The organism is Microbulbifer maximicatervae (SeqCode), assembly GCF_052468095.1.
Genome location: NZ_CP174332.1, coordinates 1716701 through 1730573, shown reverse-complemented (window position 1 = coordinate 1730573; position 13873 = coordinate 1716701). Strand labels below are relative to the sequence as shown.

Here is a 13873-nt window from a genome sequence, read left to right as displayed (position 1 = left end):
AACAGGATGGGCGGGGATTTCAACAACTGGATCAGGAGAGAGATAGATGGGAATTTCGACGGCAGCCAGGGTAGTTAGAACCTGACAACCTTAAGGGAAGACCAAAACAATCAATGAGAAAATAAATTTGAATAAGTCTTAAGGCCCCACAACCTTGAAACCGCAGAACACAAACATACTTCAGGGAATAGCCAGAGACCCGCCCGAAAAGAGAATGATGTAGAAGCTAGCGCTATAAAAAGATGAACCAAAGCCAGCTACCCGTTGATAGCAGCCTCCTCCAACACCTTCAAGGTGGCTTCCGCTGCTCGATCCCAAGAAAACTCTTTTACCCGAGCGCATGCAGATTCCTGAAGGCTATGGACCAAATCCAAATCTGAATGCAGCTGATGGATACCATTAGCCATGCTAGAAACCGAAAGAGGGTCGACTAAAATAGCTCCATCTCCAGCCACCTCCCGCATAGCTCCAGTATTAGAGGTCAAAACCGGCGTGTTCTGCGAAAATGCCTCAACAATAGGCAGCCCAAACCCCTCATAAATCGAAGGGATTAGTAAAGCTCTGGCATTATGATACAAGCCACTTAACTCGTGATCAGGCACATAACCCCGCACCTTTACCACTTCTCCTAAACCCAACTCCTCAATAACTTCACTTAATCGAGGCAGCCCCCAGCCTTGCCCACCGCAAATATAAAGCGGCAATGCTCCTTGAGTAGCCATATCCAAGTAAGCTCGATATGCGGCCAGCAGGCGCTCCAAATTTTTCCGGGGCTCCAGGGTACCGACGAAAAGGAAATACTCCCCATCAATACGGTCGTCAGTATTTTCCAAGAAAGGTGCTTCAGTAATAACAACGGTCTTACCCACAGACTTTGGCATTAGTTCTGCGAGCTCATCGGCAGTAAATGCTGATACCGCAATAACCGCTTGCGCCGAACTCACAGACCGGGGCATCAACCCCCGTTCGAGATATTTACCAAATACAGACATAGTTTCAGGAAAGCGCGCCCAAACCACGTCGTGAATCGTCACAACCCGGCTTACCGAAGACGGCATCATCAGTGGTAAATGATGCCTAGGGGACCAGAATACCTGCAAGTCATCATGCCTAGCCCAAGATGGGAAGCGGGCTTGAGCAAAAAGAGTACCCAGTGATTTACGCCCAACCTTCCCTGTACGTACGACCACATTAGCTGCATCACAGAACCTCTCAGGCAGCGGCGCATCACTATAAAGGAACCATTCATGCCCGCTTTTTACCATACGTTCAATAAGGGCTTCCGTATAACGGCCAATACCTGTAGTGACAACTGACAACGGCCTGGCATCAACACCAATCCTAAGCACAGGAACTCCTGTCGGAGTCAATCACCTCACTACCAACATCAGACCCTAGAACTTCCCGATAAAGCTCTTGATACGATTCTCGCATCTTCTCGCCCGTAAACAGAGTCTCATAACGCTGGCGGGCTGCAGCCCCCATTATCTTAGCTCTTTCAGGGTTGGAGCTGAGGTCATTCATAGCCGCCCGGAGCGCGGCGCTATCTGCGGGAGGTATCACGTGGCCAGTTACACCATTCTCATTTACAAAGCTTGTACCGGTGCCTATCTCACAACTTATTAGCGGCTTACCGGCCATAAGCCCTTCAATCAAGGTGACTCCGAAGGCTTCAGAACGCAGATGAGAAGGAAAAACTACAGCACCACATAGTCTATACAATGCTGCCTTTTCTTCATCGGATACAAACCCCAGAAATTCAACGTTATCCAGGCCCAGCTTAGAAACAAGAGCGCGCATACGCCCCTCTTCTGGTCCCGCCCCTGCAATCAATATGCGGCAGCCGGCCCCCTCAGCTGCGCGAACTAGGTATTCAAGGCCTTTGTAGTAACGAAGAACACCAACAAAAAGCATGAAACCCTGGCCATAGGTGTCCTCAATACGCTTCAAGTCGTCTTCACGCGGGGGCGGCAAGGTATCCTCATCAACCCCCAAGGGAATCACAGAGACCTTATGCTTCCAGCGCTGCAAAACAGGGCTTGTTGCCACATACTGCTCAGAAGTAGCGACGATACGATCCGCTTTGGCAAAAAAACGATTCATGAGAGGGGTATAAAGCTTCAGCAGCCACCTCTGCCTCACCACATCAGAATGGTAAGTCACAACCAAGGGGCGCCGCTTGCCTGCAAATAGGTAGGCAAGATCACCAAAAGGCCAAGGAAAGTGCAAGTGCAACACTTTCGCTTTGCTACGCCATACATCGAGGAGCAAACCAGGCCCAAAACACATTGACTTGAAAGAAAACCAGCGGCGGCTTGCCCGAACTTCCAAACCAGGCTCAATCTCATAAGAGCCTGGCTTGGAAGAGAGTGCTAAAACCTCACCTCCCGATCTCGCCATCTGAAATATGGCTTGTTCCAGTCCCCCCTGAGTTTCAGGAAGAAACGTCCTATAACAGTGAGCTGCAGTTACTTTTTGTACCAAAACATATGGCCTTTACAAATTCAACGTACTAGTTTACAGCATGTAAGCTGTTGTTTCTAAAGCTTTTACTATATATTTGGCGCTACTGTGCCTTTATAATGCCACCTCGATTTGTAACCGTAACACCTGGATGCTTAAGAATCACCTCAATATTGTCTGGCTCAGAGGCGTCAACGCCTTAAAGGCAGACATGGAAAATACCTACCTGGGAACCATTTGGTGGGTAATGGAACCGCTTCTTCTCACAGGGCTTCTCTACTTCGCATTTTCTTCTGGCTTTCGGGGAAATACCGGAGCGAATTTCCTGGTATTTCTCCTCTGCGGCATGCTGCCATTTAAGTGGTTCGCATCCTGTATCAGCAACAGCTCTGAATCGATAGTGAATAACAAAGGGATTCTCGGGCAGTTTTACTTGCCCAAATGGATATTCCCATGCTCGATCAATCTTTCGATGTTTTTAAGGTTCATGTGCGTTTTACCGATACTTCTCGGCACTGTTTGGCTATCTGGATTCCCACCCTCCAGTGCGTGGGTTGGGCTAGCTCCGGTAATATTCTCTCAAGTCATTCTTAACCTCGGCTTAAGCCTACTTGCTGCAGCCACTACTCCTCTAATACCAGATCTAAGGCACTTGGTGCCTCTATGTGTAACCGGGGTTCTTTTTACCTCAGGGATATTTTTTGACATTAGTAGCCGCCCTCCTGAAGTCCAAGAGCTGTTACTACTAAACCCCTTTGCTGGAGTTTTTAATAATTACAGAATGGTTTTGTTGGAGAATCAAATACCTACGCTTGGAGATCTTACATACCCGCTCATCGTTGGCGTTCTTTCACTATGCTTAGCACTTGCTTTAATCAAGGCCCTTGATAGAACTTACCCAAGAGTATTGCTATGAGCACGCCAATATTAACATTCTCAAATGTAGGGCTTGCCTACCGAGGAAGATTAAGCTTTTTCTCAAAACAGAACTGGGTTTTGAGAAATATTTCTTTTGAGCTTCGTCAGGGTGAAACCCTTGGGGTCATAGGGCGAAATGGTGCGGGAAAATCAAGCCTGCTTAAATTATTCGCTGACATAATTACACCTAATGCAGGAAAAATTCACCGCCCCGCTCATGTTAAATCACAACTCCTATCGCTCGGACTTGGCTTCAACAAAAAATTGAGTGGAGTTGACAATGCTCTTATGGCTCTAGTAACCCAGGGTAGCAGCATTCGGAATGCCAAAAGATTGATCCCTGTTATTACCGAATTTTCCGGTCTTGGCGACATAATTAGAGAGCCGGTTGGCACCTTTTCTGCGGGCCAAAAGGCTCGCTTGGGATTTGCAACTGCAATTCACTCTACACCTGATATATTACTACTTGACGAAATTCTAGGCGTGGGCGACAAGGAGTTTAAGAAAAAGTCAGCACGAGTTTTGCGAGAGAAAGTTCAATCCAATCAAACCGTTGTCTTGGTTTCACACTCAATTCAGACCCTACGAAACCTTTGTGATAGAGTTTTGTGGATAGAAGATGGAACTGTTAAACGGATTGGCGCTGCCGAAGACATATTAAGCATGTACGAGACTGAGGCAGCAACTATATGAACATATATGTACATATTGGTTCAGATAAGACCGGTTCTACTGCTATACAGTCTATCCTTAGCCAGCACAGAAGCCACTTAAGATCTTTAGGGATTGAATATCCGAGGCTGTCCGACAAGCAAGATCATCATGAATCCCTTGTTCATGAGCTTAGGGCCGGACAAAAAGGAGAGAGCTGGCATGATCTTGAAAAAATATTCTCCAAAAGTCCCTCACATGTAATATTAAGTGCAGAAGCTTTTTGCACCTTAAAGAGAGAGGAAATAAAAAGATTTAAAGAGTGGCTAAATCAGCCCAATGTAAAAATAATTGCTTATTTACGTAGAGCTGATGAGTACCTGGAATCTGGCATATTACAGCGCCTAAAGAGTGCAAAGTCATTATCCTCTTTTAAGCAACAGTATTTCACCGCCAAATATTTGCCTACAATTTTTGACCCATATGTATTTAATGCCGCCTTTAAAGTTCGCTTTATCAAAAAGTGGGAGCGGTCATATCAGACCAGCATTATTGTTCGCCCTTATGACAAGGCTCAATGGGAAAAGCAAGATCTTATTTACGACCTATTAATCAAGCTGGGACTGAGCGCAGCATTAAATATTATTAAGTCGACCAAGATAAACCGCAATGTGACACCAAACATTGCTGGAATTTATGCAACTTCAATCCTATCTCGGAATAGACTATTAGGTCTTCGCCACCAATTTAGCGAAGCTCTCGCAAGAGATTCAAAGTTCGTGAAAAAAGGAGCTCTTTTAAGCTGGAAGAAACGCGCTACTGCAAGAGCATTAGCAACCATATACCTCCGCTTTAGACAACCTTCTAAGAAAATTGAGTTTTCACATGATGAAACACCAAAATCTGAAGGACTCCCTAAATTGGCCAACGTAATTGGTGAGGCTGAAGATATAATTGCAGCCTACTTGCTCGAAATAAACAAAAAGAAAGTTAGGCTGAAGCGTAGAGTAAATCGCCTCTCAGAAAAACTAGACAAGTAATTTATATACAGCAATAAAGGTTATATTAGCTTGACCTCAGACACTAAAGAAAACTCAATCTTTAAGCCAGAAGTTGAGATTATAATTGTTACTTACAATCGAAGTATAGAATTGCTTGAACAGCTGCAACTCTTACAGCAACTAGATTATCCGAAAAACGCCTATAGCATCACTATTGTAAATAATAACAGTACTGATAACACGCTAAATATTGTTAATCGTTTTATTCAGAATTTAGGCTCATCTGAACCAAGGTTCAAACTCTTAGATCTCCCTAAAAATACTGGCGGGTCTGGAGGTTTTAGCGAGGGTATCAAGAATGCTCTCCACAGAGGTGCCGCTAAGTACATTTGGCTTTTAGATGATGACGCCACCCCAAATAAGGAAACCCTCAATAACTTAGTTAGCACAGCAGAGAGTAAGCTTGGCGGCTGTATTGTTGGGGGGATAATTCTTGATAAAGCAGACCCCAATATTGTTACAGAAGCCGGCGCGCAAATTAAGTGGTGGAAAGCAAGACAGCAGCTTCTTTTCAATAGAGAGAAAGTAGAGAATCTTCCTGACAAACCTTTTGAAAGTGAATATTCCTCTGCTGCATGCATGCTAGTACCCTTGGCGGCAGCAAAAAAGCTTCAATCTTTTGCAAATTTTTTCCTACATTTTGATGATGTTGACTGGTGCCTTAGAGCTCGCAAGGCTGGCTTTCCGACTGTAATAGAGCCAACCGCATCTGTCATTCATCCGTCAAAGCTCAGCGCCTCTCGGCCAGGCATTAGATACTATGATGTTAGAAATTTTCTCTTTGTAGCTTCCTGGCACTACAAGCTAGCCACCCCATATCTTTTTATTAGATTCTTATTAAAAGGCTTTTTTTCTCTCTTATACCCTAAATCAAGATCACAAGGCAGGGAAATCCTTAAAGCTTTATTAGACTTCACAACAAATACTCGAGGCAAAATGCAATGAATGAAGGCAATGATACTATCGCAATTGTAGGAGCGGGATTTTCCGGTGCCGTAATAGGAAGAGAGCTTGCAGAAGCCGGATATAATGTTGAAATATTTGAATCCAGAAGTCATATAGCAGGCAATTGCCACACCGAGCGTGACAGTGAAACTGGCGTCATGGTTCACAAATATGGCCCCCACATTTTTCACACTGCAAATGAAGAAGTTTGGAGCTACATTAATAAATATACGGAGATGGTACCCTACAAAAATCGCGTAAAAGCGGTTTATGATGGCGACGTATATAGCTTACCCATAAATTTACATACAATAAATCAATTTTTCGGGAAAACTCTCTCGCCAAAAGAGGCTAAGACTTGGATTGAATCCAAAGCAGACCTATCCATTGAAGCCCCGGAGACTTTTGAAGAACAAGCGCTTCGTTTTGTTGGTAAGGAGCTTTATGAAGCCTTTTTTAAAGGTTACACCCAAAAGCAATGGGGACTTCACCCCTCCGAACTGCCCGCCTCAATATTAAAGCGCCTTCCAGTACGCTTTAATTATGACGACAACTACTTCAATCACCCGTACCAAGGAATGCCCAAAAATGGTTACACTGAAATCGTAGCCAAAATTCTTGACCATAAAAATATTAAAGTGCATTTAGAAACCTCATTTGCCCCTGAGGCAAGAAAGAATTACCGCCACACTTTCTGGTCTGGTCCTCTCGACGCATTTTTTAATTATCAACATGGACGCCTGGGATACAGAACCCTTGACTTTAAACGCAGTGTTGAAGAGGGGGATGCGCAGGGAAATGCTGTAATTAACTACACCGAGGAAAAAGTTCCATTTACACGGATAACTGAGCACAAGCATTTCGCGCCATGGGAAGAGCATGACAAATCCGTAATCTACCACGAGTATTCAAGACTATGTGAAGAGGGAGACATACCCTACTACCCTATTCGACTTACTGGCGAGATTGAGATGCTAAAAACTTATGAGGAGTCCGCCGCGGCCATCCAGGACGTCTCTTTTGTTGGGAGGCTAGGCACTTATCGCTATCTAGATATGGATATTACAATCGCAGAAGCGCTAGAAGCAGCAAAAGTATTTCTAAATAATTCCAAAAAAAATTAACAGAAAACCTATAGTTTTTAACAGCGGCACCTCAAAGCATGAGTAGTAACATTCACTCAATCATCCCCCCTAATGAAAACACCTCTAGCGAGGTGTCGCTATACCATAAAACTTCGGGCGAAGTTAGCTATAAAACACATCCCTCAATCTGGGAGTTGGGGAAATTTTCAAAACTGTCTTTTGATACATATTTTAATGTGTTTAGCCTTGGGAAATGGGAAAAATACTGCGACTTAAAGACTCTCTACCTACAGGTTTGTGGATCAGGAAATTTTACATGCTATGTGATTTGTACATCAAAAAAGCTGGGCGAAAAAAACCTTGTCCAAGAGGAGTTTAACTGGAACGAAAGGTCTACGAAGACTCTTGAAATAGATTTACAAAAAGTAAAGGGCTTCGACTTAGCCTATATTAAACTCGAAACATTTGATGCTGCATGCAAAATCTATAGCCTGTCATTTAACACTGCACTTCCTCCCGCCAAACAAGCCTCTCTTGCAATTATTATGCCAACCTATAAGCGAGAGGAGTTTGTCAAGGGCAACATAGAGGCAGTTAGTGCATTACGAGACAGGTTACAACCAAATGTGATTATTGATCTTCTTGTAATAGATAATGGAAGAACTCTAGGGAAAATTGAAACCCCTTCAGTTAGAGTAATCCCAAATAGAAACTATGGTGGCTCAGGAGGATTTGCTAGAGGGATTTTGGAAGCCAGCAATTTCAATTCAGCATATAGCCACATAGTTTTGTGTGATGACGATGTAGAGTTAGAGCCTTCAATTTTTACCCGCCTACAGGTATTTTATAGCTACTGTACCAATGACTCTCTAGGCGTAAGCGGCAGCATGTTGCGGCTCGACAAAAGAAACATCCAACATGAGAATGGCGCAACCTTAAACAAAGATGCCCACTTTATACCTTTAAAAGGTAATATAGATTTAAACAAGCCAAAAAATCTTTTAAAAAATGATGAAGAAATAAAAAAGGAATATGCTGGGTGGTGGTTTTTTTCTGCACCCGTCAAGAAATTTTCTGAACTTGGCCTACCGATACCGGTCTTCCTTAAATGGGATGATGTAGAGTTTTCCATAAGAGCCTCAAAAAGAAAAGTCAAAATAATTGATCTCAATGGTATTGGTGTATGGCATGAACCATTTGAAAACAAATACTCCTCATCAACTTTTTTCTACGAGGAGAGGAATTCCTTCATTGCCAGAAGCATCCATGATCCAAGTTTTAGCTATGCGGCACTATGCCGTAGACTTTTAAAAACAGCCTTAATTTTGTCCCTTGGATACAGGTATGATTCCGCTCGAAAAGCTATTGAGGGTACTATAGCTGCCTTAAAAGGGTTTCCACACCTTCATGACATTTTACCAGATGATCTGCATGCTCAACTGCTAGCCTCACAAGAGGATGTAGCACGACCGAGCAAAGGTAGCAATAAGGACGTGAAATTCCTTAAAAATTTTAGCGTTAATCGATACCAGCGAGCGTTATCTAAAATCACCCTAAACGGGCACCTTCTTCCCTGCTTCCCCCTTCAATCAAAAAAACTGATAGATAAGACAGGGGGCAAAGTAATGGGGATCTACGATCTTGATTACACAAAAAGTTTTTTGGCGCGCAATGTAATATACACCCAGGAAGCGCGGGTTTCCGAATTTACAGCGCAGCGGGATGCGATTAAATTTTTTAAAGTGCTTTTTCAAGCATTTGGCGTCGCAGCTATCTCGTACAGGAGATTTAAAAGGGCAAAAAAAAGCTACATAGAAAACTATGATCTCATGACATCTGAGGGTTACTGGAGGGACTTTCTAGGCCTCAAATAAGTTTCTTTTCTTTTTTAAGATCGGACACCACTGATGTTAATGGCAATAGCTAACAACTCAAAGGGGTAAAGCCCGAGCTACAGCAGCCCCGTTTGAATAACGTAGGCATTTCAGAATCGTAGACTCAGACCTGGTTTTAGTATCCCATATTATACATATACAACTTCTACTCCATCTCCTTTTAGTAGCTGGTGAGATACTTCATCAGCTACATCAACCCAACCCAACCCAACCCAACCCAACCCAACCCAGCCTAGCCAAAAGAATTGTTTGGGAGCAAGATTTATAGATTTGAAAAATAGCTGAATATTTGAACCTAGAAAAAACAATGTCGTCGAACAAAAAGTATGCTCAGGGAATTACAAGCTCAACTAAACCTAAATCTATCTACGCCATTAAAGGCTAAAATGGTCAGATCTTATAATAAAGATCTGACCGGTAGCGAAAAACGCCCAAAGCGTACTTTACCCTGAGTCAACTCCCTTTTACTTGAGATATTTACCTTTCTCCCCATAAAATACGGCAGAGGTGTTCGAAATAATTTTTGCGACATCCTTTTCATATTTCTTTTTCAGGTCGAGGGATTCTTCCTCATCAAACAGAGATAGCTTACTGCCTCTATTAAGAGGGAAATGACGTACTAAAGAAAGCATTTGCTCCATTGATAGCTTTTCTTTAAGGTTTTCATTAATCCAGCTGGCCGCGATGTAAGCTTCATTTGAGATCCCAGAATTAAGCTGAGAATTTTTCCCCTTCAACATAGAATAGTCTTCCCCAAATAACATAGCAGAGTAGTATTCCTGAGGGTTTCTAACAACAAAATCAAACTCCCCAACATGTATTTTGGAATCGGGAAACTCTTCCTCCAACAAAACAATTACATCTGCCCAACAAAAGGCATGCCTATCGAATCTTTTTTTGTAGGTCTCGAATTCAACAAACCCCACCCCTTTCAGCACTTGGCCATATAACGAAGTAATATACTTCTCATAGGAGCGGACAGTAAAAAAAATGTCTGTGATTTCGCACCCTTCTAAAACCTGCTTTAGCTTTTTTATTCTATGCCTTGCTTTAGAGTAAAATTTATTCGCTAAAAATATTTCCTGAACCAAAGAAATTATGGACTCGTCAGATAAGAATACCTTATCTTGCCCTTCGTAATTCAATTCTTCGCTTAACAGCTTAGAGAAATCTGGAATATCCGTATTTGCCGCTTGACCTGGATAAAAATACGGCTTGGTCAGAGCTTTGCGAAGATCCCCAAGTGGCGCATAGAATATACCTTTCGAGCACAAATAATTTCGATTTTTCTTCAGGACGCCTTGAAGACTTGTGGTGGCAGTTTTATGCGCACCCAAATGCAAAATAACTTTTTTCATTAACGCTATCTAACTCTTGAATCTAATAGTATTTCCTGCCCTATCTGGCAACCTCATCAGTCACATCAAAACTATCTCTATGCCTTTTCTTAAGAATCACGATCAGGAGCACTATTCTTCTTTATTTCAGCCAGGGCCAACCTAATTTCAGCCAGTTCTTTTTTCACTTCGTTCTCAAAGTTGTCACTTAAAGCCAGCATATATCCCTGCAAAATTACCTTACTTTCAATGTCCTGTAATTTTTTCATTAGCTGATTGTTAGAAGCATTTTCAGAACTCACAAAGTTTCGACTTTTGGTGATAGCCCTCTGTACGAAAAACGGGGAACGGTGATAACAGTATTTAACTCCGTGTTTAAAGGTCGACAAAAACCCCTCTTCTTTTAAGAAAACAACAGCGCGAGAAAAAACCCCTTTTCTATCTTTAATTCTTCGAGCCAGCTTTTCTTGACCAGCGAGGCTCATTGCGTCGCGAACTAGACCTCGCCCCTTTAGCCCCATATTTTCCGACATTATTATCTTTGTCATGACTGACTTATCGTGCAGTAATAGAGCCACCGACAAATCTTCAAGCACTTTTTGCTTTAATTCATCCTTAATTGAATCATATATCCAGCAGCTATTGTTAACGATCCATAGAATCAGCTCTTCCTTAAATTCTGAATATTTACCAGACTCATTTAACCATTTAAATATAGTGTCATGATGCTGATACATAGCCAGTAGACGTTCATCACCCGCTGACATTGTCTGACCAACTCGATTCATACGATGGTAACAAAGATAATCATCAATTAGAGCGAAACTCTTAGCTGCTGTCACACAGTACCAATGGAAAGGATTGTCCTCATAAAAATAGTCCCCCTCAGGGAAAAATATATCATTCTCTTGAAGAAAGCTCCTAAGATATAGTTTCCTCCAAGGAACGGGGTTTAATTTGAGGATTTTTTTTCGCTCATCATCTCCTGAAACGACAGTATTTAAAGGAAGTCCTGAAAGCCAATATCTTTCATCGCTTGCCTCATAAAAAGAGGCTGTTTCTTCATCAAAGTTCTTAAACTTTCCAATTACAACTTCTGCGTTATTGGACTTAGCTGCATCTACCAGGCGTTCAAACATGAAGGGTTCACACCAATCATCGCCATCTACAAACCCAACATATTCTTTAGTGGCTTTACGCAGTCCCACATTTGCTGCCACGGCTACTCCTCCAGGAGTATTCTCAGGCAACAAAACAGGAATTATTCTCTCATCCTTTTGGGCATAATTTCTGATCAATTCAGGGGTGGAGTCAGTTGAACCATCATCAACAACAATCACCTCGATATCTGTTAGAGTTTGGTCTAATACACTTTGCAGACAATGGTCGATATATTTTTCAATGTTATATGTTGTAACAATCACCGAAACCATAATATTAACTCTTATTTCAACCCTAACTTAAATCGCATAATTTCATTCGCTATTCCTGGTACCCTCTCCGAGATCCTTAAAATCTCCAACCGCCCCATATTAGAAAATGTTTTAGAAAATTCAGCTTTAAAAACTTCGCGAAGCGAAGCATCTAAGCGGTCACGCCCCCAAGAATAAAGCTTAATTTTAAAAGATACGTAAAAATGATAATACTTCTGTTTTAATTTTGGATAAGCTGAAAAATACTGTTCCAACTCCTCAAAGACATTGAGCATGGCCAACCTCCTTGAATCAGATATATTTGTCACCTGGTTAGCCTGAGGGGAAACGCGATGACCACAAAAAGGTGCTGACAGGAACGATATTTTGTTTGCATTCATAAGTAGCATCCAATGCCCCAAAACATCATTATGAACAAAAGTATGGGAAAATTTCAGCCCAATATCTTTTGCATAACTAGTTGATACCAACTTATTCCAAGGATAATTAACTAAACCCAGCAAAAAACCATGATCACTAATAGATACACAGCCAGAAAATTTCTTTCCAATTCTATCAAATATTCTATGATCCTCTCCGATCATACCCATTTTTTTGTCATTTTCGTAATGAACCAGCTCATACTCCATCAGCAATACTTCACAGCCAGACTCATTTGCTTTTTGCACTGCTTTATCTAGCATGCCGGGATAGACAAAATCATCTGCATCAAAGAAAAGCACGTAGGGCTCTTCTACATATTTAAATGCTTGGTTTCGCCGGTATCCAGCACCCCGATTACTTTCAGCAACAAATATCTCGTGCGGTATTTTATTATCCTCAAGGTATTCAGTAACCTTGATAACAGTTTCATCAGTAGAAAGGTCATCAGCGATGTAGAATTTAACACTTACTTCATTACCTTCTGAAATAGAGCGCACGGCACTGACAATACGCTCCATTTCATTATAGACGGGGATAACAACACCCACCTGACAATTTACCATCTTATCTCCTTAGCGATTAAAGCAACCCTATTAATTAAACTTTGATTTCACCATTTAAAACGTAAAATCAGACATGCTTTTCGCTCAATACTAAATATTTTTAAATTTCTTCATCAGTCTTTGTACCAACCCAATTTCGACCTACAAGTTTCATAAAAATTATGGTTGATAGGATGTATAAGCGTAAGCCTATGTGGTTTTTTGTGGACCCTAATAATATCACCCGGCTCTGTATTTACTTGATCATGTCCATCACAAGTAACATAGGGTTTGGCGCTATTACTCTCACTTACAATAAGCTTAAATTCACTGCTTCCCTCCACAACGATAGGGCGGCTACTTAGCGTATGAGGGTTTAACGGCACCAAGACGATAGCATCGAGCTTTGGATGCATTATCGGCCCACCTCCAGAAAGTGCATAAGCAGTAGAGCCCGTGGGTGTAGATATGATCAACCCATCTGATCTCTGTGAATATACGAACTGCCCATCAATATAAAGGTCAAATTCGATCATTCTAATAAATTCGCCAGGGTGCAGAACCACATCATTAAGAGCGGTTCCCCTGCCAATGCACCTTCCATCTCTCGTCACTGACATATCAAGAAGAAATCGGCTCTCTGCCATATATTTCCCAGATAGAACTTCGCCAACTTTTGACTCAACCTGATCTGGGGTAATATCAGTAAGAAACCCAAGTCGCCCACGATTAATACCTAAAATTGGAACGCTAAACTTCGCCAATGCCCTAGCCGCAGCAAGGAGACTCCCGTCCCCTCCTACCACGATGACCAAGTCACACAGCTCCCCTAACCTATCTTTTGAAGAAACCCTGCAATCATGCTTCGGAACTGCATCAGCTGTATTCTCTTCCAAAACAACGGAATAACCGTTTCTTTCGAGGAAAGTCATCAAACGCTTCAAAGAAACAACCGCACTCTCACTTTCAGTACGACCAATGAGACCTATGTTTTGAAACTCTGACATATCCCCCTCCTTTAAACTAACAACCTGATATGGCATGAAATGAAAACCAGATAACCCTAAGCTCGACTAGCATCAACTTCGTCGGGCCGTTGGTTTCAGCATGGCCAAACACA

At 42.2% G+C, this 13873-nt stretch carries 12 protein-coding genes; 6 read left to right on the top strand and 6 right to left on the bottom strand.

Annotation, left to right across the window (positions count from 1 at the left end):
* Window positions 1-257: 257 nt before the first annotated feature.
* Entirely contained in the window at window positions 258-1349 is a 1092-nt protein-coding gene (locus tag ACJJIL_RS07455; protein WP_445361576.1) for a glycosyltransferase family 4 protein, read from the bottom strand.
* Window positions 1342-2400 (bottom strand): glycosyltransferase, encoded by a 1059-nt coding sequence (locus ACJJIL_RS07450; RefSeq protein WP_445361575.1) that lies wholly within the window; start codon window positions 2398-2400, stop codon window positions 1342-1344. The genes ACJJIL_RS07455 and ACJJIL_RS07450 overlap by 8 nt, the downstream gene beginning before the upstream one ends.
* 214 nt (window positions 2401-2614) lie before the next feature.
* On the opposite strand from ACJJIL_RS07450, the gene ACJJIL_RS07445 reads away from it, so the two are divergent.
* From ACJJIL_RS07445 to ACJJIL_RS07420, 6 genes are read left to right on the top strand one after another with little or no spacing between them, the layout of a single operon-like run.
* Complete coding sequence (locus tag ACJJIL_RS07445; protein WP_445361574.1) at window positions 2615-3379, top strand: ABC transporter permease; 765 nt, start codon at window positions 2615-2617, stop codon at window positions 3377-3379.
* Complete coding sequence (locus tag ACJJIL_RS07440) at window positions 3376-4074, top strand: ABC transporter ATP-binding protein (RefSeq protein ID WP_445361573.1); 699 nt, start codon at window positions 3376-3378, stop codon at window positions 4072-4074. The genes ACJJIL_RS07445 and ACJJIL_RS07440 overlap by 4 nt, the downstream gene beginning before the upstream one ends.
* Window positions 4071-5072 carry a hypothetical protein gene (locus ACJJIL_RS07435; RefSeq protein ID WP_445361572.1) on the top strand — a complete coding sequence of 334 codons (1002 nt, stop codon included), beginning with the start codon at window positions 4071-4073 and terminating at the stop codon, window positions 5070-5072. The genes ACJJIL_RS07440 and ACJJIL_RS07435 overlap by 4 nt, the downstream gene beginning before the upstream one ends.
* Before the next feature lie 30 nt (window positions 5073-5102).
* Window positions 5103-6038, top strand: a complete 936-nt coding sequence (locus tag ACJJIL_RS07430; RefSeq protein WP_445361571.1) for a glycosyltransferase family 2 protein — start codon at window positions 5103-5105, stop codon at window positions 6036-6038.
* The gene (gene glf, locus ACJJIL_RS07425) at window positions 6035-7162 is read left to right on the top strand and encodes a UDP-galactopyranose mutase (RefSeq protein WP_445361570.1); all 1128 of its coding nucleotides are present in this window, start codon (window positions 6035-6037) and stop codon (window positions 7160-7162) included. Before ACJJIL_RS07430 ends, glf begins: the two co-directional genes overlap by 4 nt.
* A 38-nt stretch (window positions 7163-7200) precedes the next feature.
* Complete coding sequence (locus tag ACJJIL_RS07420) at window positions 7201-8997, top strand: glycosyltransferase family 2 protein (RefSeq protein ID WP_445361569.1); 1797 nt, start codon at window positions 7201-7203, stop codon at window positions 8995-8997.
* Between the two features lie 485 nt (window positions 8998-9482).
* On the opposite strand, the gene ACJJIL_RS07415 is transcribed toward ACJJIL_RS07420, so the two are convergent.
* The 4 genes from ACJJIL_RS07415 to ACJJIL_RS07400 all read right to left on the bottom strand — a co-directional run bounded on the left by ACJJIL_RS07415 (window position 9483) and on the right by ACJJIL_RS07400 (window position 13760).
* The gene (locus ACJJIL_RS07415) at window positions 9483-10376 is read right to left on the bottom strand and encodes a hypothetical protein (protein ID WP_445361568.1); all 894 of its coding nucleotides are present in this window, start codon (window positions 10374-10376) and stop codon (window positions 9483-9485) included.
* Window positions 10377-10465: 89 nt separating this feature from the next.
* A complete protein-coding gene (locus tag ACJJIL_RS07410; RefSeq protein ID WP_445361567.1) occupies window positions 10466-11788 on the bottom strand; it encodes a glycosyltransferase family 2 protein in 1323 nt (440 codons plus the stop codon).
* An 11-nt stretch (window positions 11789-11799) separates the two neighbouring features.
* Window positions 11800-12774 carry a glycosyltransferase family 2 protein gene (locus tag ACJJIL_RS07405; protein WP_445361566.1) on the bottom strand — a complete coding sequence of 325 codons (975 nt, stop codon included), beginning with the start codon at window positions 12772-12774 and terminating at the stop codon, window positions 11800-11802.
* Between the two features lie 113 nt (window positions 12775-12887).
* Entirely contained in the window at window positions 12888-13760 is an 873-nt protein-coding gene (locus tag ACJJIL_RS07400) for an NAD(+) kinase (RefSeq protein WP_445361565.1), read from the bottom strand.
* Window positions 13761-13873 lie beyond the last annotated feature (113 nt).